This window comes from Oceanobacillus sojae (assembly GCF_007991515.1).
Taxonomy (GTDB): domain Bacteria; phylum Bacillota; class Bacilli; order Bacillales; family Amphibacillaceae; genus Oceanobacillus; species Oceanobacillus sojae.
This window is the reverse complement of the sequence record NZ_BJYM01000009.1, coordinates 123090-145044: the sequence shown is the minus strand read 5'-3', so window position 1 is coordinate 145044 and position 21955 is coordinate 123090. Positions and strand designations below refer to the sequence as shown.

The window sequence follows — 21955 nt, the reverse complement described above, 5'->3', positions numbered from 1 at the left end:
TTAGTGATTATACTATACAAAATTTATAATGAAGAGAAATTAATTAATGCAACGGAGGGAAAAATATGTATCAAGCACCTGCTAATGAGTACTGGAAAGGAAGAGAGGACAGCAGCTCTGACAGGAATAGTTTCCGTTTCCACCAAACAGTAAACTTAGAAACGATACAAACGTTAGATGATGCAGAGAAGATGATTGCACTTGTCGGCTTTGAATGTGAAGAAGGTGTCCGGCGAAATAAAGGCAGACTTGGTGCAAAGGAAGCTCCTAATAAAATTCGCACTTTTTTATCCAATATGCCCAGCTCCGTTTTAGGAAGTTATTCTCTTATAGATACTGGTAACATCATCTGTGAAGGCAGGCATATGGAGAAAGCACAGATGGAGCTCGGTGTACATGTGGAAAAGCTGCTTTCTAAAAAAGCCGCTCCGATTATTATTGGCGGCGGTCATGAAACCTTTTTCGGTCATTATTTAGGAGCAAGATCCTATTTGAAAAAGGAGGCACGTCTTGGAATCATTAATATTGATGCACATTTTGATATGCGGAGAGATATGCAGCCATCCTCTGGAACCATGTTTAGGCAAATTCTTGAATCGGATAAAAATGCAAATTATTTATGTATTGGAATTCAGCCTTTCTCTAATACAAAAGCATTATTTCAAACAGCTGATGAGCTTGGTTGCTCATATTTTCTGGAAAATGAGGTTAAAGGAGATATCCAGCGTATTTTTCAGGCAATCGACCAATTTAGCGCAGACCATGATGCACTCATTTTTACACTATGCACAGATTCCATTTCAGCAAGTGAAGCTCCGGGTGTCAGTGCACCTGCTCCGTTTGGTCTGGCAGTATCAGATGTTCGGAAGCTATTGAATTATATTGCTTCAAAAGATAACACCATCAGCTTCGATATATCTGAAGTTAATCCCGCTGTTGATGAAAATGACCGTACAGCGCGACTTGGTGCAGCACTGATTACGGAGGTTATCCACACATTTTCTAAGTAAATATAAAATCCATACAGGGGAAGACAGGGAGGAAAGGCATCATGATAGAATTTGATCAGGTTACAACGATTTTCTTTGCTTTGGCTGTTTACATGCTAGGAACATTTCTGAATAATAAAATACTATTCCTGAATAAGTTTTGCATACCGGCACCAGTTGTCGGAGGTTTGTTATTTGCACTAGTAATTACATTTTTACGCGGGTTCGATATTTTAATTATTAATCTGGATACGTCGCTGCAAAATTTATTTATGCTTACCTTTTTTACTACAGTCGGTTTAGGAGCCAGCTTTAAGCTGCTAAAAATAGGGGGGAAGCTGCTAATTATTTATTGGCTGGCATGTGGATTTTTAGCACTTGCTCAAAATGTCATTGGTGTATCGATGGCAAAGCTGTTACATCTCGATCCACTAATCGGTGTGATGGTTGGAGCCGTATCCATGGAGGGCGGACATGGAGCTGCGACAGCATTTGGTACTACTATCGAAGAATTAGGAGTAGATGGTGCTCTCTCGATTGGTTTAGCTGCGGCCACAGTTGGTTTAGTTGCCGGAGGTTTAATAGGGGGGCCAATTGTAAAATATCTAATGAATAAATATCAATTAAAACCGACAGAAACAGAGGAAATCTCTGATTCCTCTATGGGCAATGTAAATCAGCAGGATACGAAAATAAATTCAAAATCATTTATGATGCAAGTCTTCATTATTGTATTTTGTATGGCTTTAGGAACATTCCTGGGAGATTCGTTTACTGAAGTGACAGGATTTGTCCTTCCTGGATATGTAGGAGCGATGTTTGTTGCTGTTATTGTGAGAAATATCATTGACCGGATTTCCGGTAATGTTATTCAAATGAAAAGTATAGGTATAATAGGGGACATAACACTAGGGATTTTCTTATCCATGGCATTGATGAGCATTCAATTATGGGAAATAGTTGACTTGGCTTTACCACTTTTACTTATCATACTGGTCCAAGTTATCTTTATTGCTTTGTTCAGCATATTTATCCTGTTCAAAATGCTTGGGAAAAATTACGATGCAGCTGTTATGATTGGCGGGTTTACAGGGCATGGATTGGGAGCGACACCTAATGCAATCGCCAATATGGATGCAGTCGTATCTAAATTTGGTCCATCCAGAAAAGCATTTTTAGTTGTTCCTCTGGTTGGTGCATTCCTAATTGATGTTTTCGCAGTACCAATTATTATAACGACAATTAATTTATTCAGTTAGTAAAAGCAGTATCTTATAATAAAAGCCGGATAAAGTATATATTTCCGATACTTTATCCGGCTTTTTTTGTTGTGAGCATGATAGAATCATTATTTCATAGTGAATAATTTTTTAATGAAAAATAGTATTGCCCGGCACAGAACACCAGAATTTACAGCCGACATTTTTATTCTTTCTTTCATTTCCTCTTTTAAATATCATAGAAAAATATTAAAAATTGAAGAAAATAAAATAAATGTATTTAGAAGAAAATGTTTTATTAAGTCGAAATAAGTGTGTTGCTAACTATGTTTACATGATATATTTATACTATATAAATTTCTGCAGGGTCGGTTGTGGGGAGGAATTGAGTTTGGCTCAGGTTGTATTTAAAATTAAGAATAGAAAAATATTTTTTTCAGAGCAGACATCTTGTAATGTAATAAATAAGTCAAAAGATGTCCTTTCTGGAGAAGACTATGAAAATGTGCTCTCTTCTAATATCGGTCCTCACGTAGCTGAAAATTTCTCAAAACTTGTTAATGGTGAAAAAAATCAAATTCATTTTAATGCATCCTTTGATGCGGAAAATGGGAGAATATTACTTTTTAACATTTTTGGCTATCGTTTTATGTCGGAGGATGGTGCGGAAATTTTTGGTGTGATTACAGATGAAAGAGAAGCAAATCAGCAGTTAATGACAGCATTAAAGGAATTATCAGATATTAAGTATGCTATGGATCAATCTGTGATTTTAGCAATTACGGACAGGCAGGGTAAAATCACACATGCAAATGATCGTTTCTGCGAAATATCCGGTTATTCCAGAGGTGAGTTAATTGGAAATACACACCAGCTGATTAATTCAGGCTATCATTCCAGAGATTTTTTTAAAAATATGTGGCGGACAATTGGTTTTGGCGGAGTCTGGAAGGGTGAAATCAGGAACCGCGCGAAAGACGGTACTTTTTATTGGGTGGATACAACCATAGTTCCCGTGAACGATGGAAAGGGGAAGCCGATCCAATATATAGCAATGCGTTTTGATATAACGGATAAAAAAGAAAATCAGGAAAAGATTCGTTTGATGGCCTTCTACGACCATTTAACAGGGCTTGTGAACCGCCGGAAATTTGATGACGATTTAATAAAAAAAATTGAATATAATAAAAAAAATAATGGCAGGTTTGGAATCATGTTTGTTGATCTGGATGGCTTTAAATACGTAAATGATACGCTGGGGCATATAATAGGCGATCAGTTGCTTGTAGCTGTTGCCCGCCGTTTTGAGAATCTTATTGGTGAAAAGGGTATGGCTGCGAGACTCAGTGGGGATGAATTTGCAATTGTTATCCATTCAATTACAGCTCCAGTGGACATGCAGTATTTTGCAGAATCTATTATTGAAAGTTTCAAAGAACCTTTTTCTATAGAAGGATATCAGTTAAATATGACTGCCAGTATTGGCGTAGCAACCTATCCAGAGGCTGGCCCGGACGCCTCTGCTATCATGAAGCATGCAGACCTGGCAATGTATCGTGTAAAAGGCTTGTTTAAAAATGATTACAGATTCTTTGATAGAGAGATGAAGTTTTCGAATCAAAGAGCATTCCAGGTGAAAAATGACTTAAGAATGGGTCTGGAAAAAAATCAGTTTTATATTGTATATCAGCCTAAAGTGTCTCCAAATGAGGAAATTGTTACAAGCTGTGAAGCTCTCATTCGCTGGAAGCATCCGGAATTTGAGGAAATATCTCCTGCTGAGTTTATTCCCTTGGCCGAAGAGGTAGGAATGATTAATGAAATTGGTGATTGGGTAATAGAAAATGCTTGTAAACAGCTGCAGCTATGGAAATCAAAAGGATATGATCCGATTCCGGTATCAGTTAATATATCGCCCAGCCAGTTTTTACAAGCTGACTTTGTTGAAAAATTCTGGTCTTATCTTGATACATATCAAATTGAGCCAAGTTGGATACAAATTGAGATTACGGAAAATCTCTTTATTGATAATGAAAAGTATGTCCAGCAAATTTTAAAAATAATGAGAAAGAGAGGTATCAAGGTTGCACTGGATGATTTCGGGACGGGATACTCTTCTTTGGCTTACTTACAAAAGCTTGATTTAGATATTTTAAAAATTGACCGCTCTCTCATCAGCGGGGTTTCTGATTTTCCCATAAAAAAAGAAATCGCAACGACTATTGTGAGGCTGGGAAAGTGCCTCGGTATGAAAGTAGTTGCTGAAGGAGTAGAAACGAAAGAAGAACTCGATGTTTTATGCAATCATGATATCGATGAAATTCAAGGTTATTATTATAGTAAGCCGCTTGATGTAAAAGCAATGACTAAAGTTTTAAAGACGAAGGTGCTGAGTAAATAACGTAGTATAACCACTTGCGCTGTCAGCTCGAGAGCCTGTTTGTTACATTATTATTAATGAAACGTCAGTCCGGAAATCCCTTAAACTTCTTCCCGGACTGACGTTTGAGAAGGGTATACTCTATTTTTCCCTGATTGTTTTGCTTTGTATAAAGCCTCATCTGCCGATTGGATGATTTGATGATGATTGGTGCAAGTGTCTGGATAATTTGCTACACCAATCGAGACTGTCACACAAATATTTTTCTTCTTAGAAATTTGAAATGGATGTGCTTCTACTTCTTTTTGAATTCTTTTCGCTACCTCTAATGCGTTTTCAAGACTGCAGTCAGGCAGGATAATTGAAAATTCATCTCCTCCATTGCGGAAGGCTGTATCAAATGAACGGATATTTTTTAATAAAATATTACTGAATTCTGTTAAAATCTGATTTCCTACCGGGTGTCCATATGTATCATTTATTTGCTTGAAATAATCGATATCCAGTGTTAGCAGCGTCAGTTTTTCATTTTCCGTGATGGATTTATTGATAAATTGATTCCAGGTTGTTTCAAATGCCCGCATATTTTGTAGACCTGTCAAGAAATCTTTAGATGCTTCCTCTTCATATTTCGACAAAAGCATTGCTGTTCTGTCCAAGTGCTTTGAGAAAGCAACAGCAATCAATCCGCAAATAATCGATACAATACAGTAAACAGGCACAAAACGCAGTAATTGAAGATAATCATTTAAATAAAACATCATAATGCAGAAAAATATCAGATTGGAATATAGAATCATAATCAGTGCCTTACTGTAGGTTGCTTTATTAGGCTGGTACAGCTTATGAATCAACTGGAATCCAATAATTAATAAAATTACCAGACATATAGTTGTTGCGGAAAGAGTTGTCATTCCGCTTATCATAAATCTCCCAATAATAATGACAATACCTGCGATGACAGCAGGAAACAATCCTGTAAACAGGATAAGCAGCATAATAGGTATAAACCGTAAGTCTATCAATGCATTTTCTGCCACCTTAATAGAAAACACAATTAATAAGACGCCGGATAACCCGGAAACAGCGCCGTCAATAAACCCTTGTTTCCAATTAGAGAGGGTATCTATTTTCAATTTCGTTCGAAGTGGTATGTAAATAACAGTTAAGGTGATTATTATACAAAGATTAATAAAAAAATCATCAAAAAGATAGAACATAATATTTCCACCTGCCAAACGGTTTCCTCTCCTTTATTTCATTACCATACTAACCTCGGCAATACTAAATTTATTAGACTATCTAAAAAAATGTCTTTTCTTTGATAGGTAACTGGTTATTTCTGATAGTTTATCAGTGCTGACTGCGTACATTTGAGCACTTTATTTTTGAATATACTTAAAGAAGCTGATTTGCAGTTAAAATTATAACGTGTTTTATTTTGTATAAAGATAGTTAAGTGTCTGGTTCTTTTTATCTGATCCTTTAGAAATAGTTCAATATTCCAACATGAAAAGTTTATCATGAATCTTTTAGTAGCACCAAGAATTACTATAAACTTTCAAAATGTAATAATTTCCTTTAAGAGGATGCTGAAAAATTAAAATAGCAATTATTTTCTTGTATATCCCTGTTTTTATCTGAAAATATTCATTATTTATGCGATTGGGTTTATAACTTATGTTAAAATAAAGATAGTCATAAAATCTTCCGAAGTGAGGTGAATGTATAAGTGGATGTCGGAAAAATGTCAATGATAATGAGTCAGGCTAACCTGCAGACACAGGTGTCCTTCAGCTTAATGGGAAAAGTTATGGATCATGCGGAAGCACAAAATGCAGAGCTTATTAAAATGCTGGATCAGCCGCAGCATCCAAACTTAGGACATTCCATTGATGTAAAAGCTTAAAATGTTTCAGTTGTGTGGAACAGACAGGAAGAAGAAATGAGCTGCCTTCGCTTCAATAAATGAGAAGTGGAGGCTTTTATTATCCTTTATTTATCGCAGTGTAACTGGTTGAAGGCCTTCATTTTGAAGTGGGAGTAGGCCGGTGAAGAACAGATTGGTTCAATAGTCTTTGGAGAGGCTGCTTGTCATTTGGAGAGTTATTGAACATCCTCTATAGCAGCAAATAAATAAAAGTATCCTTCAACTTAGTAAAGGAGGGTGAGCATTATTTCAAATTCTAAAACGCGGGCTCAAATTCTGCAGGAAGAATTAATAGAATTACTAAAAAGAGATTTAATCAGTATGGAGGATTATAAACGTATACTGACAGCTCATCAGGAGTATGCGAAGCAAATTGATAAGAGTATGGATGCATTGCAGCTTAATGAACTTCAAATGCAGAGAGAAAAAGAAATTCTGTCTGAAGAGGTGCCCCATGCTGAAGAGCAAAATCAGCCTGAAGGGACAGCAAAAACCGTTCCGAAACCGGATAATGCGTATGGCAAAAGAATTCTGACAAGCTTTTTAGAAGGGAATAAGAATAAGAAAGAATGGCTGTCAGCTCCAGAGCAGCAGGAAAAATCAGTACAGAAAAAAGATAAACCAGTGCGTGAACCGAAAACTGCGGAACAGATTCGGGAAAGAAATATTACATGGCTGCTTATTCTCGGAGTTTTATTTCTTTTAATCAGTGGTCTTGTCGTAGCAACCAGTACCTGGGATCAAATGGGAGCCTTATTAAAGGTTATCACGTTGCTTGGCGTCTCTGTTTTCTTTTTAGCATTAAGCGGTTTATCATCCCGTTTTCTTAAAATTGAAAAGACTGCTTTTGCATTTTTGACGTTAGGAAGTTTATTATTACCGATTGCAATTATTGGAATTGGATATTTTGGATTATTTGGAGATTATTTAACTTTAACTGGAGAAGGACGTTATTGGCTCGGGATTCTTTGTACACTTGTTCCGCTCCCTTTATATATTTGGAATGCTTATAAGACAGAAGCTAAATTATTCGTATGGATTTCTTATTTATTCTTATCCTTCTTCATAGGCTTTTTACTAGCTGCTATCCAAATACCGGTGGATATGTTCTTTTTCCTGATGATGCTTTATAATGCTGTTTTGTTATTTGCTTATCACCGTTTTCGGAAAGAGAAAAAACAGATTTTACGTGTCTTTTTAGGTGAGCTGCCAGCCTATGCCCAGCTGAGTCTTATCGTCTCCACTTTATTAATGCTGTTTGTTTATAATCAGGCCGTATTTTACAGCTTTAATGTTCTCCTGACAGCTTTTATCTATATGGCAATGGTTTTCGTTTATCAGACGAAAGGGTATCAATTTGTATTTGCAGCATTATTTGCTTATGGAATTTATCAGCTGACAGAGAATTCGATTTTAAATACAGCAGATTCGATTATCTATGCATTGATAGGCGCTGCTTATTTGGGATTTGCCTATATAATGCGGAAGGATAGCTTTGCAAGTAAGGCTTTTTATTATATCAGCGGAATTATTTCGGGTTTTGCATTTCTGTATGTCACATTTCAGGGCTTAATTATCCGGGCTGACGGAGATTCCTGGTTTATGCTTCTTGCGTATATAGTGATTGCTGGGACCTATGTGTATCTTGCAGAAGTAACGAAGCGGGGCGTTTTTCGCTGGCTTGCTCCAGTATTCTTTATTGCTATTGGTATACAATTTTGGTCATTAGTTATTCAGCCGCTTTTCCCGGAAAATATTCTTAACTTTATGTTTTTCTATATGACAGGTTTATTTCTTTTCATCGGCTTCAAAAATCGAATTCCTTATATGCAGGCCATACAGAGAAGTATGTATTTCTGGTCGATGCCGGTGATTGCTATCCTTGTATTGCTTAAGCTTTTATTACTTGATTTTATTGAAGTTGCAGGCATGTTTACGATAATAGGAGCTGTTGCTTTTTATGTGACCTCTGCATCTGAAAAGCCTGCCGAGAAACGTATTGCTGCCTGGGCTGTTCCGGTAAACTGGCTGTTGGCAATGTATATTCTTTACTTTGAGTTTGCAGAAAAATCATATGTTTACCGCACTCAGCTGGATCTACCTTTTCAGCTGGCAGCTGCGGGGATTATTCTGCTTGGCATCAGCCTTATTTGGAAGCAGAGAAAGCAGAAGGAATTAACACGGACAACATTTTATACTGGTCAAGGCAGCTATTTATTAGCGATGCTGCTGCTCTACCCTGATTTTACTGGCGATGAAATGATTGTAAGGCCGATGATTTTATTGATAGGAATCGGTGTGATATATTGGCTTGTCCATTTTACGAAGAAGCATATATTCTGGAGTTTGGTTGCGGCTGCAAGCTTAGGCTTCTATGTATCATTGTTAAGTCCATTTTCTATTAATACTTTAGAGGGATTTGTATGGTTTATGCTTGGTTTGCCAATTTTATTTTTAGCTGTAGAACGCTATTTAGGTAAATTAGATGCCAGCTTAAAACCTTATTTCTTTTATTTTGCGCATGCAGTACTCCTCTTCCTTGTACTGATCATCGCAGGGGATGGTGCAGCACGGCCTATTCTTTATCCGGCAGTCTGGCTGGTTCCGTTGGCGGTCTATATTTATACCGCACTGACAAAGGGAAAAGAATGGGAAATAAAAACTGCTTTATATGCTGGATCAATGATGCTCATAGGAACAGTGGTTTCCTTCATTTCTTATTATGATTGGATGGCAGCTCTTTCGTTTGTTTATACCTGGCTGGTTGCCGGAATAGTTTTAATTGCTGTCTGGACCGCAGTACCAGTAGTATGGAAGCGGCGGATAGACTGGTTTTTAATTCCGTATCTGCATCTGGTTTTAGCGATGGGAGTATTTTTAGCAGCTGCACAGGAGCTTTGGCAGCTCATCTGCTTTGCAGGGCTGGTTATCCTGAATTTATATTTCCTGCATAGGCGAAAATGGACCTTATTCCTTGTTTTGCCTCTATTCTTCTCTGTTTATCTATGGCAGCTGCAAGGAGTATTTAAGGGAGAAATTGATTTATGGCTGGTTTTCTGTTTCGGTTTTGGAATTTTAGCAGCGACAGGAAGATATTTATTTACAAGCCTGTACATCTCTAACAAGGGAAGGGTGCAGACTGTAGACTGGTATTCCTTGATGGCACTTGCATATCTTGTTTTTGCATTAAGCGCGGTAAATGGGCTGGAAAATATTTGGCTGACTGTTATTCCTTATGTATTGTTTGCTTCCTGGTTTTTCTTGCAGGTGGATCGTTTGGGAAGTCAAATGCTGCAGAAAATATTTATTACAGTTGGCGGAATTGCTTGTTTACCTCCATATTATCTGGTGCTTGATCATTATACCGATATCATTCCAGAAGTGATTTATGCAGAGCTTCAGGCACTGCCGATGCTTGCTTTAGCTATTATTTTATCCCGGAAAACGTGGCAAGATTATCAATCGCTGATGCGGCATATACAGACAGCGCTGCTGATTGTTGTTACTGTTTATTTGATTGCTGATGCCATTCAAAGCGCAACAATTTTAGATGCTTTAATTATTGGTATTTTGTCCATTATTTCCTTACTCGCAGGGATGCGTTATCAATTGAAGTCGTATTTCTTTGTTGGAATTGGAACGCTGCTGTTTAATGTTATTTATCAGACAAGGCCTTATTGGGGTAATCTCCCGTGGTGGGCTTATCTTCTGATTGCCGGAATATTGTTTATCAGTATTGCCAGCTACAATGAATGGAAAAAACAGCGTGAAGGAGAAGGGAAGCTGGAGAAGAAGCTCAAGCAAATGATTGCCCGGTTTAAAGAATGGAATTGAATAGAGCAGTTTGGGGATGCTAATGAATAACGCAGCTCCAGACTGCTCTATTTATTTGAAAATATAAACTTCAATTTAAAATAGTTGCCTCTGAGCAAATTTGTTTATGTTTATCATCATTAGGAGTATACTAAAATTGTAAAAAATAGAAAGAAGGATTTTTCATGGAATTTAAAAATGTTACAGTAGCGGGCAGCGGCGTATTAGGAAGCCAAATTGCCTATCAGGTTTCTTACAAAGGATTTAATGTAACGGTATATGATATTAATGCCGAAGCTGTCGAGGCAGCCAAAACACGCATGGAAAAATGGCAGCAGCGCTATAAAGAGGATTTAAATGCTTCAGATGCGGAAGTGAAGGGAGCATTTGAAAGGATCAGTTTTTCTATCGATTTAAAAGAAGCTGTTAAAGACGCTGATTTAATTATTGAAGCAGTGCCTGAAAAAGAAGAAATTAAATTAGATTTCTATAAAAAATTAGCAGAAGTTGCTCCAGAAAAAACAATTTTTGCATCTAACTCATCTACTATGCTTCCCAGCCAATTTGCTGAAGCAACAGGGCGTCCAAGTCAATTTTTAATGCTGCACTTTGCAAATGAGATTTGGAAAAACAATACAGCAGAAATTATGAAGCATGAAGGGACAGACATGAAAGTGTTTGAGGATGTTGTCTCATTTGCGAAACAAATCGGCATGGTTGCACTCCCTATATACAAAGAACAGCCAGGCTATATCTTAAATTCCTTGCTTGTTCCATTCTTAGATGCAGCACAGGATTTATTAGTAAATGAAATTGCAGATGCAGAGACCATCGATAAAACATGGATGGTAGCTACCGGAGCGCCTAAGGGTCCATTTGCTACGTTAGATGTTATTGGTATTCGCACACCTTATAATCTGTCCGCGGCGCATGCGGAAGCTGGTGATAAAAAAGCTGAAAAGGTTGCGAGTTTCTTAAAAGAAGAGTATCTGGATAAAGGGAAATTTGGTATTGAATCCGGTGAAGGTTTTTATAAATATCCTGATCCGGCTTTTGAAAATCCAGATTTTTTGAAATAAATTAATTAACAAAAGCTGCCCGCTAAACTTCAGGCAGCTTTTGTTAATTATCGGTATTCTGCTGAATGGCTTGCTCCAGCTGATGATAGGACTCCAATGTCTTATCAGACTGATTTGTATTCATAATGACAAAGCTGTCTTTCGTGCGGACGACAATAAAAGGAGCTTCATTTGAACGGAGAAATAATTTACCGGCTCCTAAGCCCTCCAAATGATACTTCCCAAGATGTTTTCCAAATAAAGAAATGCCATTTGTACGAATCATAACTTCAGGAAGCTCATCATACAGGGAAATATCTTCAATATCTGAAAACGTCCATTCTTCACCATACAAGCCTGATATTTCAAAGGAGTCCCTATTTATTTCCAGTGTGTTCGGCATAAATGGGATAGCAAAAACGATAATGACTAAAATAAGAGATAACATTAAAACTGTTTTGTTTATCTTTTGAGATTTTCTTTTCACCTTTTTCATCATCAAAAAGGTTTCAATAAATAAAACAATAAGCATAACTACATAAGAACCCTCAATTGCATAAGGAACGTGCAAGAGCTGCAGCAGGAAACCGATTGTTAAAACAATAGCTACATGCAGCATCATCTTACCGGCAGCACGTGGATAGCCTGCCTGGATCATCTTTTGCTGCTCTGCAGCCGTACTCGACTTGAATCCGCTGATTAAATAATAGTTTTTGCGTATTAAAATGAGGTAACTGAAAAAGAAAAACATAAGAATTAAGAAAATTTGAATTCCGTATAAATATTCCATAGGGTGCGTCCCTCCATTTTTTCTTTGCACTTTAATTACGAGGGAAAGGCTCGAAAAGTTTCAATGATATGACGGGAAATAAACTTTTCGCGAAAAGTGAAGGCGGTACCTTCAAAAATACTTGCTTTCTCCGTCAGTTAGGATTAAATTGTATATACTCTTAATTGTATTAAATGATGTACGGATAAAGGTCAGGTGATTAGGTGAATTGTCTATTTGTAATGGTTGGCGCTTTTTTTGGAGCGATGGCCCGCTATGAAATCGGTCTGTGGTTTGGTGAGCAGCCATTTCCCTTAGCTACTGCTGCGGTAAATATTATAGGCTGCTTCTTTTTAGGATTTCTGCTTACACTTGTTTCACTTTCCAGACAGGACCGTCAAGTATGGGCATTGACATTTGGCACTGGTTTTTTGGGAGCTTTTACGACGTTTTCTACCTTTGCATTAGATGTGCTGCTTCTTAATCTGCCAATGGCTCTTCTTTATATTGGAATAAGTCTGGCTGTGGGAATTGCTTTTGCAGGGGCAGGTGTCTGGGCAGCAAGAGCTGTTTATTCCCAGTTAAGGAAGACCCGAAAATTTAAGGAAGAAATATAAAAAATATAAAGGAGCGTTGTCCCTGTGATTTTAGTAGGTCTCGGCGGTGCAATTGGCGCATTATTACGGTACATAATTAGTGAATATATAAAGCCGTTAAAGGCTGAAAAAAGAATCATCTTCCCTGTTGCAACCTGGCTAATTAATATGACAGGTTCATTTTTGTTGGGTATTTTATATGGTCTTGATTTATCCTCACAGCTTTGGCTTCTTTTAGGAGTAGGCTTTTGCGGCGGGTATACAACATTTTCTACATTTGGGAAGGAAGTTATTGATTTGCTGATGGATAAGCAGTGGCAAATTGCTTTTCGATATGTTATAACATCTGTCATATTAAGTATTGTAGCGGTATGGATCGGGATAACAATGGTGCATTTATTTAGCTGATTACTTCGTACATGTAATTAGCTGAACGGATTATTTGTGTTTATGGAAGCGCTATCATAAAATAGAAGATGAAATGTATAAAAAAATGAGGAGAGATGTTAATGCAGGATAAGGTTGTGCTGATAACTGGCGGGGCAGGAGGAATTGGTCAAGCAACTGCAAAATTGTTTTTGGATCAAGGTGCCAAAGTTGTTCTAGTTGATATTAACGAATCATCCTTAGAGAAGGCAATGCAATCCCTCACATCAAATCCGGAAAATGTTGCTATTATTCAAGCGGATGTAACGAATGAATCCGATGTGAAAAATTATGTCCAGGAAACGGTTAGTCATTTTGGAAGAATTGATGTTTTCTTTAATAATGCAGGAATAAATGGACCTGTTGCAGAAATTACAGATTTAGAGAAGGACGCTTTTGAACAGATTATGTCTATTAATGTAACAGGTGTATTTTTGGGACTGAAACATGTTCTTGCGCAAATGAAAGAACAGGGGCATGGACGTATTATTAATACAGCATCAAACGCTGCATATATCGGTTCTGCAGGAATGGTGGGCTATATAGCTTCCAAACATGCTGTTGCAGGCATAACAAAGACCGCGGCATTGGAAGCTGCTCCGGCAGGAATTCGTGTAAACGCGGTAGCACCTGCAGCAATTGATACACAGATGCTTGCTGATATTCAAAATAATTTAACACCTGGAGAGCCGGAGAAATCAGGAGAAGCCATTAAGCAGGGGATTCCAGTTGGAAGGTTCGGTACACCTGAGGAGGTTGCGCAAATCGTACGTTTTCTGGCATCTGATGAAGCTTCGTTTGTACATGGAGCACTATATAATGTGGACGGAGGAATGCAGGCAGACTAGCATAATCACATAATAAAAAAATAGCAGCTATCTCTATAATTCCTGGAGATAGCTGCTATTTATATTGAAAAATTTAAATGCCGGTATTTTCAACAACCGCATTTTTATCATTAAATTTCGTTTCATCCAGGTTTCCGAGCACTTTGGAAGTTACAGTACCTGAGACCATGCTGCCATTAACATTGACAGCTGTACGGCCCATATCAATGAGCGGCTCAACAGTAATAAGCAAACCGGCCAGAGCGATTGGAAGTCCCATAGAGGACAGAACGATAATCGCTGCAAATGTTGCTCCGCCACCGACACCGGCGACACCAAATGAGCTGATAGCTGTAATTAATACAAGCTGTACAATAAAGTCAAGAGAGGTTGGATCAATGCCAACAGTTGGTGCAATCATAACAGCAAGCATCGCAGGATAAATACCTGCACATGCATTTTGCCCCATTGTTGCTCCAAAGGATGCTGACATATTGGCAGCCCCATCATCTACACCTAAAGCTTCTTTTTGTGCAGTGACGTTCAAAGGAATGGCACCTGCACTGGAACGGGACGTAAAAGCGAATCCCAATACCGGAAATACTTTTTTCATAAAAGTAACAGGGTTTAATCTGAATCCGCTAATAATAAGCATGTGGATAAGAACCATCACAATCATTGCTGCGTAGGATGCAATTACAAATTTACCAAGCTGTACAATACCTGCAAAGTTTGTCGTTGCAACCATGTTCGTCATCAATGCTAATACTCCAAACGGAGTTAAACGTAAAATGAGTGTTACAAGCCGCATTACAATTGCAAATACGGCATTAACCATTTTTGTAAAACGTTCAGCCTGCTCCGGCTGCTTTCTGCTTACTCCAAGGGTTGCTATTCCGACAAGGACAGAGAAAATAACTACTGCAATAACAGATGTCGAACGTTCCCCAGTCATATCTAAGAAAATATTATTTGGAATAAAGTTAATAATTCGCTGTGGTGTCGTTTCTTCTTCCATGGATTCAAAATTTTCCTCCATTGTAGCACCACGTTCTGTTTCTTCATGACCTGCTTCGATTTGTTCTGCATTCAAATCGAAGACAAGAGAGGTTATAACCCCAAGTGTTGCTGCAACAAGTGTTGTAGAAATAAGTACACCAATTACCCAGCCGGCCATTTTCCCGAGCTGTTTTGTTTCCTTTAGATTAATAATGGCACGAATAATCGAAACCATAACTAATGGAACAACAATCAGCATTAAGAAACGAATATAACCGCTCCCTACAATGCCGTACCAATCAAGAGTTCCTGTGAGAATATCTGAGCCTTCGCCATAAATAACCTGAAAAAGAGCTCCTAAAACAATTCCAAGCCCCATCCCTGTAAATACACGCTTTGCAAACGAGACATGTTTTTTCTGCATATAGATTAATAAACCAATTAATGCAAGTAAAACAATAATATTTAAAACTATAAACCAAGTATCCATTTGGTGTTATCCTCCTTATTAAATGTTTCCAATAAATCCAATGAAAATAATACGGATTAAACTATACATTGATTCAATTATGATTTCAAGTTAGTTGCTTCAATATTTTACTTATTTTTTAATCATATGCAGATAATGGGATATTGACTATTTCTATTGCCGATTTACAGGAGTCAGTTAGTTTTTATTCCTTTGCATAAAACTCTTATGTATTTAATATGTACTATTTTTAAAATAACATTTAAACGAAGACAAAAAAAGAAGAGCTGTGAGATAATTTTTCCTTTTCAAAAGGGATAAACATCTTTTACAGCTCATCTTTTATTGGTTTTTATTGCTTAAAGGTTTTTTTCTCCACAGTGTATTTTGCTAATTTTTCACGGTTAACTTCATATCCGATTCCAGGGGAAGCAGGGACCTGTACGATTCCATCTTTGACATATACCTCAGGATCGATAATATCCTCCTCCCAATAACGGGAAGAAGCGGCAGTATCTCCAGGCAGTGTGAATGTAGAAAGCGAGGTAACTGCGATATTATGTGCACGTCCTACACCGGATTCAAGCATACCTCCACACCACATTGGTACATTCGCTTCTTTACATAGTTCATGAATTCGTTTCATTGTTGTAATTCCACCGACGCGGCCGACCTTCATATTAATAATCTTTCCGCTGCCGAGTTGAATCGCCTGTCTTGCATCATCATAGGAATGAATGCTTTCATCCAGGCAAATTGGTGTTTTAATATGCTTTTGCAGCTCGGCATGGTCAATTAAATCGCCGGCTGTTAAAGGCTGTTCAATCATCATAAGGTTAAATGGATCCAGTTTTTTCAGTGTTTCCATATCGTCGAGTGTGTAAGCTGAGTTAGCATCAACCATCAGCGGAATATCAGGAAATTGCTTGCGGATTTGTTCAACAACCTCGACATCTTTACCGGGCTTAATTTTTACTTTTATCCGCTTATAGCCTTCCTCTGTTTTCTCTTTGATATTGTTAAGAAGCTTTTCTATATCATCCTCAATCCCAAGGCTGACTCCAACCTCGATATCAGTTCTGCAACCGCCGATTGCCTGTGCCAGGGAAATACCTTGCTGTTTGGCATAAATATCCCAGGCTGCGGCATCGATAGCTGCTTTTGCCAAATTATTGCGCTTGAAGGGTTCGAATAAATCAGTAAGCTCATCCGGATGGCTAAATTCACGCCCCAGTGTAAGGGGAATTAAGTATTCCTCCAGCATAACCCAGGCAGCTTTTGTAAATTCTTCAATATAAAGAGGGGACTCGGATGTGACACACTCGCCCCAGCCAATAGTTCCATCTTCATCCTTTGCTTCCAAAATAATAAATTCACGATCCTGTTCTGTTCCAAAGCTTGTTGTAAATGGATTTTTCATTCGCATATTCATGCGGTGCATTGTAATTTCTATTATTTTCATGAGAAGAACTCCTTTTTGGTAACTGCTAGTAAATTACCTCTTAAATAATATAATAACTGATTCTTATTTCATTATCGTGTATATTCATACATTGCATTCTATTATAATGAAGTCTATACTTTATAGCAATATAAAATAATTGTTTAGACTTCAAAAGAGGGATGGAATGGAAACTATATATCAAGAGCGTATAAAAGCATATTGGCCCAATTTAACAAAGGGGCTGCAAAAGGTTGCTGATTATTTATTAAATGAACCAATTGCCTTTGCGACACATCCGGCAAAAAAGGTTGGAGAAATGATTAATGTCAGTGAAACGATGGTGCTCCGGTTCTGTAACGCTCTCGGCTACAAAGGCTATGCTGAATTACAGAAGGAAGTAAGAAATGAGCTCTTAAATCTATCACAAGCAGCAGAAGAAACGGCTGAAAGTACTTTCCATGATTCTGTGGAGGCAGACATAGAGAACCTCCGTTGGCTGCATAAACAGCTGGATGCGGGACAATTAGAAAAAGTAGCCGATACAATTTTACAAAGTGAACAGATTGTCATCGCAGGATATTATCATTCCTATAGCTATGCACATTGGCTATACTTTAACTTAAATTACATTATAGGAAACGTCAGTCTATTTCGACCGGAAAGTGACGCAGGGGTACTGGATTTTTTACCTAAAAAATCATCATTAATTGTTTTTTCTTTCTACCGCTATGCTGTAGACACGATCCAATTAGCAAAAGATGCGCAGCGAAAAGGAATTAAAGTGATTGTCATTACAGATTCTTTAGCTGCTCCGACGGTACCATTTGCAGATATAACACTTCCTGTTCATACCGCACATTCTGGAGACTCTCTGTTACAGAAAGGACCCGTCAGTTTATCTCTTATTAATGCGATAATAGACAAAATCATTCGAGGAGTAGCGGACAAAGGGAAAAAGACACCGACATTTAATTACTTTATCAAATGATTTTTGTATTGCAGCATAAACTTTATTACCTTGAGATGAAGTTTAATGAAGAAGCGTTAATGAATCGGATGGAAAAATTTAATCAGGGACATTAGGAATATGTTTGGCTGGAATAAAAATAGAAAATCAAAGGTTAGTTTTAAACTGCCTTTGATTTTCTATTACGCCGTTGCATTTTTGCATTTCTACACAAAAACATCCATTGCCTGTTCAAATAACTTTAATTGGCTGTTTAACGTACTATTATCATTAGAGATAACATAGGAATACGTCCCATCATTTGCCTGCTTCCTTGCTTTTACGGAATCATGCAGCATCAAATCCAGAATAGAAGAAATACGTTCCTTAATACGTCTTTCGAAGATTGGGAACATGAGCTCCACACGTTTAACCATATTTCGTGTCATTAAATCTGCAGAGGATAAGAATATATTCACTTCACCATTATGGTGGAAGTAATAAATCCGGCTATGCTCCAAAAAGCGGCCGACAATACTGATTACACGAATGTTTTCGCTTATATCTGGAATACCGGGACGCAGACAGCATATCCCCCGGACAATCAAATCAACTTGAACGCCAGCCTGTGAAGCTTCGTAAAGCTTTTTGATTAAGGATTTATCTGTTAGAGAATTCATTTTAGCAATAATCCGGCCATTATTAAACTGCTTGTGAAACTTAATCTCCCGGTCAATATACTCTAATAAATCATTACGGATATCAAAAGGCGCCATGGAAAGATGATGAAAAGCAGGCTTCTCCGTATATCCGCTCAAATAATTAAAGAAATTTGTCGCATCAACCCCAAATTTTCTTTTTGTAGTTAAATAAGACATATCGGTATAGAATTTGGCGGTTTGATCATTATAATTTCCAGTCCCAAGATGGACAACACGTTCAATCCGATTATCCTGTTTACGTACAATTAACGTGATTTTACTATGCGTTTTCAAAGAAATCATTCCATAAATAACATGACAGCCGGCTATTTCCAACTGCTTGGCCCATTCTACATTATTTGCTTCATCAAACCGCGCTTTTAATTCCACCAGAACAGTTACTTGTTTTCCGTTTTCAGCCGCTCGCTTTAAACTGGCAATAATCGGAGAATCTCCACTGACACGGTAGAGCGTCTGCTTAATTGCCAGTACATCTGGATCATCAGCAGCTTCCCGCATAAGATCAACAATCGGCTCAAATGATTCGTAAGGATGGTGGAGAAAGAGATCTCTTTTTCTGACTGCTTCGAATACAGTCTCGTCCTCATGAATATCTTGTGCAGGCTGCGGGATGAAGGTTTCATAAATAAGCTGCTCATGGTCATGCTTTACTTGATTATAGAAATCATTTAGGCACGTTAAATCAAGTGGTCCATCAACAATGTACAGATCCTTTTCATGAATTTCCAGCTCATGAAGCAGAAACGGGGTAATATTCGGATCCTGTTCCATACTATTCATTTCAAGGCGGACAGCAGCTCCGAATTTTCGCTTTTTCAGCTCTTTTTCAATTTCTTTCAATAAGTCATGTGCACTGTCTTCATGGATATTCATATCTGCATTTCGTGTAATGCGGAAAGTACTTGTTGAAATAACACGATATCCTTTAAAGAGCTTATGAATAAAATAACGAATGACATCTTCTAATAAAACATAATGGTGATGCTCGTTATTAATCCGGATAAAGCGATCCAGTAAAGCAGGTACCTGAACAATAGCTGTTTTTTTATGAAGCTGTTCTTGTTCATATTCATCCTTTAATTGAATGGCAAGGTTTAAAGATTTATTTAACAGCATAGGAAAAGCGCGGTAGGCATCGATTGCCATCGGTGTAAGAATTGGATAAACCTGCTCATCAAAATATTGCTCAAGAGAATATATTTCTTCTGCTGACAAATCACCCATTTGAAAAAGTTGAATCTGTTCTTCTTCTAATTGCTCCTGTAACTGTTTATACAGCCTGTATTGCTGTTCTACCAGATTATGATTAAAGGATGCGATAGCAGAGAGCTGCTGCTTGGGGGTCAAATTCGATTTGTCATCAGGACGGTTAAATCCTGCCTTTACCTGATCCTTTAACCCGGCTACACGAACCATAAAGAATTCGTCCAGATTTGATGAAAAGATAGATAAAAACCGCAGCCTTTCGAGTAATGGATTACCTGAATCAGCTGCTTCTTCTAATACGCGTTTATTAAATGAGAGCCAGCTCAGCTCCCTGTTATTGTAAGAGGCAGGTGAGCTGGCTGTTTTTGTATGTTGACCCATAGAACACCATCCCTTTTATAGTCCTATATATATCATAAGCTTTCTCTATATAAAGTATGTTAAAGTGGTGTAAAATTTGTGTGAACAATCCTGGGTTACTGGAGGTGTATTGGGTACATACCTCCTTACAAAAATAGATAAATAAACCATTTCGTAAAAGTAATAAAATGAAACATCACTCAGCAGAGATTTTACATTTGGCTATCTGCGATAAATTCTAATTCAACATCTTTACCAATGGCTTTTTCAAGATGTTTTTTCTGCTTTTCTGCCTGATATTCTTCCGGCATTGCATTTGCTTTTGTATATACTCGGATAAGAATGTTCTTTTTCTTTAATTTAAAATCAATCCGGTCTACGATTTGCCTTCTGGTAGCATCCAGACAGTAGGTGAATTTTAATAAAGAACCCAGCTCCAACAGCTTCCTCCGCTCGTCTTTTAAAAACCATGACTTATATGGCTGGATGAATTGATTAAAAACAGTTTTGTTTTTAAAAGATGCAACAAGTGCAAGCTTCACACGTTCCCGATGCTCCAAACCATCAATGGTACGGTTGGCAAGGAGATAGAAAGTATGCTGAGGACTTGATTCGGAATCAATATATTCGCCAAGATTAAATAAAAAACTCGCCATTTTAAGCAGTTTGCGGTCCTGCTTGTCTAATTGAATAAGCCCATTCTCTTTACAAAAATCAAACACCTGCTCAGTTAAATTCTGGACATGCCGGATATGTTTTCGATCCAGATCATAATCATTTACAAGCTCTTGTATACTTTCTTCCAGAACGTTCGGATAGAGAGAGGAATCAGACTCTTTTGCTAAATGTTCATATAAAACGCCATCCCGTAATCCTTTCCGGCTTAAAATCAAGCTTTCTGCCTGGATCGTCTGATAGAGACAGTGAAAGACTTCAATTGCCGGAATGATAATATCCGCCCTATCTTTAGAGAGACCTTCTACTTTTGCTAATTTAGATGGTTTTAACGAGGTTAAGTAACTGCTTACTTCTATAATATCCTTTTGAAACATCTGATACTCATGCAGCCCTGCTAATGGGTAAGACTCCAGATTTTGATGAATTTGTGCCAGGTTTCTAGCACTTCCACCGATAGCAACTAATTTCACTTCTCTATCCTTAAGCCATGGAAGTGTTGCAAATTGTTCCCTTAAATATTGGCGCAGTGTTGTGAGTTCTTCTGTAGTCGGAATGGATTTTTTAAAGAAATCTTTTAAAGTAAGCGCACCAAAAGGAAAACTGTGTGAGTCCTTTAATTCACGATTCTCAAAATAGGTAACCTCGGTACTGCCGCCTCCAATATCTACTGTAATTCCTTCTTTCAGTGAGGTGGAATGGACAACAGCTAAATAACCATAGTAGGCTTCTTCTTCTTCGCTTAAAATTCGGATATTCAATCCTGTTTTTTGCACGATTTGTGTTTCAATTTCCTTTTTATTCACGGCTTGCCGGATAGCAGCAGTAGCCGCACAAATTGTGTCTTGCAGTGTATAGGTTGCCAGCACTTCCTGAAAACTTTTCAGTGTATCTATTAAACGGTCAATTCCTGCTTGGTTTAATGTATTATCTTCTTCTAAAAAAGTTCTCAGCCTGGAGGAGGCTTTGACGTTCTCTATTTCTTTCAGACGGTTGCTCTTTGTTTTTTCGTAAATAACTAAACGCATTGTGTTTGAGCCGATATCAATAATGGCATAATTCTGTGTCTTCATTTTTCCGCCTCCTGTTTTTTCATCGCTTCTTTTTTTCAGTTTACCATATTTTT

The 21955-nt window shown here is 37.7% G+C and carries 16 protein-coding genes; 10 read left to right on the top strand and 6 right to left on the bottom strand.

Annotation, left to right across the window (positions count from 1 at the left end):
- Positions 1 to 65: 65 nt before the first annotated feature.
- The 3 genes from hutG (at position 66) to OSO01_RS11945 (ending at position 4610) form a co-directional block, all read left to right on the top strand.
- Positions 66 to 1010 (top strand): formimidoylglutamase, encoded by a 945-nt coding sequence (hutG, locus tag OSO01_RS11955; RefSeq protein ID WP_147210670.1) that lies wholly within the window; start codon positions 66 to 68, stop codon positions 1008 to 1010.
- Between the two features lie 41 nt (positions 1011 to 1051).
- Positions 1052 to 2248, top strand: coding sequence for a sodium/glutamate symporter (gltS, locus tag OSO01_RS11950; RefSeq protein ID WP_147210669.1), 1197 nt, complete (start codon positions 1052 to 1054; stop codon positions 2246 to 2248).
- Between the two features lie 352 nt (positions 2249 to 2600).
- Positions 2601 to 4610 (top strand): putative bifunctional diguanylate cyclase/phosphodiesterase, encoded by a 2010-nt coding sequence (locus OSO01_RS11945; RefSeq protein WP_186813648.1) that lies wholly within the window; start codon positions 2601 to 2603, stop codon positions 4608 to 4610.
- 80 nt (positions 4611 to 4690) lie between these two features.
- Here OSO01_RS11945 and OSO01_RS11940 read toward each other — a convergent pair whose 3' ends face one another.
- Positions 4691 to 5827, bottom strand: a complete 1137-nt coding sequence (locus OSO01_RS11940; protein WP_147210667.1) for a GGDEF domain-containing protein — start codon at positions 5825 to 5827, stop codon at positions 4691 to 4693.
- Between the two features lie 509 nt (positions 5828 to 6336).
- Between OSO01_RS11940 and OSO01_RS11935 the strand changes: the two genes are divergently transcribed.
- The 3 genes from OSO01_RS11935 (at position 6337) to OSO01_RS11925 (ending at position 11411) form a co-directional block, all read left to right on the top strand.
- Positions 6337 to 6498, top strand: a complete 162-nt coding sequence (locus OSO01_RS11935) for a YjfB family protein (RefSeq protein WP_226895129.1) — start codon at positions 6337 to 6339, stop codon at positions 6496 to 6498.
- 258 nt (positions 6499 to 6756) lie between these two features.
- Positions 6757 to 10353, top strand: coding sequence for a hypothetical protein (locus OSO01_RS11930; RefSeq protein WP_147210666.1), 3597 nt, complete (start codon positions 6757 to 6759; stop codon positions 10351 to 10353).
- Positions 10354 to 10517: 164 nt separating this feature from the next.
- Entirely contained in the window at positions 10518 to 11411 is an 894-nt protein-coding gene (locus OSO01_RS11925) for a 3-hydroxyacyl-CoA dehydrogenase (RefSeq protein ID WP_147210665.1), read from the top strand.
- Positions 11412 to 11454: 43 nt separating this feature from the next.
- Here OSO01_RS11925 and OSO01_RS11920 read toward each other — a convergent pair whose 3' ends face one another.
- Complete coding sequence (locus tag OSO01_RS11920) at positions 11455 to 12180, bottom strand: DUF3784 domain-containing protein (protein WP_147210664.1); 726 nt, start codon at positions 12178 to 12180, stop codon at positions 11455 to 11457.
- A 203-nt stretch (positions 12181 to 12383) separates the two neighbouring features.
- Between OSO01_RS11920 and OSO01_RS11915 the strand changes: the two genes are divergently transcribed.
- From OSO01_RS11915 to OSO01_RS11905, 3 genes are all read left to right on the top strand, one after another.
- Positions 12384 to 12776 (top strand): fluoride efflux transporter FluC, encoded by a 393-nt coding sequence (locus OSO01_RS11915; RefSeq protein ID WP_147210663.1) that lies wholly within the window; start codon positions 12384 to 12386, stop codon positions 12774 to 12776.
- A gap of 24 nt (positions 12777 to 12800) precedes the next feature.
- On the top strand, positions 12801 to 13163 hold the full coding sequence (gene crcB, locus OSO01_RS11910; protein ID WP_147210662.1) for a fluoride efflux transporter CrcB: 363 nt from the start codon (positions 12801 to 12803) through the stop codon (positions 13161 to 13163).
- A gap of 101 nt (positions 13164 to 13264) precedes the next feature.
- Positions 13265 to 14029: an SDR family NAD(P)-dependent oxidoreductase gene (locus OSO01_RS11905; protein ID WP_147210661.1), complete on the top strand. Its 765-nt coding sequence runs from the start codon at positions 13265 to 13267 to the stop codon at positions 14027 to 14029.
- Positions 14030 to 14102: 73 nt separating this feature from the next.
- Here OSO01_RS11905 and OSO01_RS11900 read toward each other — a convergent pair whose 3' ends face one another.
- Entirely contained in the window at positions 14103 to 15497 is a 1395-nt protein-coding gene (locus OSO01_RS11900) for an L-cystine transporter (protein ID WP_147210660.1), read from the bottom strand.
- Between the two features lie 331 nt (positions 15498 to 15828).
- Positions 15829 to 16938, bottom strand: a complete 1110-nt coding sequence (gene menC / locus OSO01_RS11895) for an o-succinylbenzoate synthase (protein ID WP_147210659.1) — start codon at positions 16936 to 16938, stop codon at positions 15829 to 15831.
- Positions 16939 to 17104: 166 nt separating this feature from the next.
- On the opposite strand from menC, the gene OSO01_RS11890 reads away from it, so the two are divergent.
- Entirely contained in the window at positions 17105 to 17908 is an 804-nt protein-coding gene (locus OSO01_RS11890) for a MurR/RpiR family transcriptional regulator (protein WP_147210658.1), read from the top strand.
- Between the two features lie 185 nt (positions 17909 to 18093).
- On the opposite strand, the gene OSO01_RS11885 is transcribed toward OSO01_RS11890, so the two are convergent.
- Both OSO01_RS11885 and ppx read right to left on the bottom strand, forming a co-directional pair.
- Positions 18094 to 20175 carry an RNA degradosome polyphosphate kinase gene (locus OSO01_RS11885; RefSeq protein WP_147210657.1) on the bottom strand — a complete coding sequence of 694 codons (2082 nt, stop codon included), beginning with the start codon at positions 20173 to 20175 and terminating at the stop codon, positions 18094 to 18096.
- 191 nt (positions 20176 to 20366) lie between these two features.
- The gene (gene ppx, locus OSO01_RS11880; protein ID WP_147210656.1) at positions 20367 to 21902 is read right to left on the bottom strand and encodes an exopolyphosphatase; all 1536 of its coding nucleotides are present in this window, start codon (positions 21900 to 21902) and stop codon (positions 20367 to 20369) included.
- Positions 21903 to 21955 lie beyond the last annotated feature (53 nt).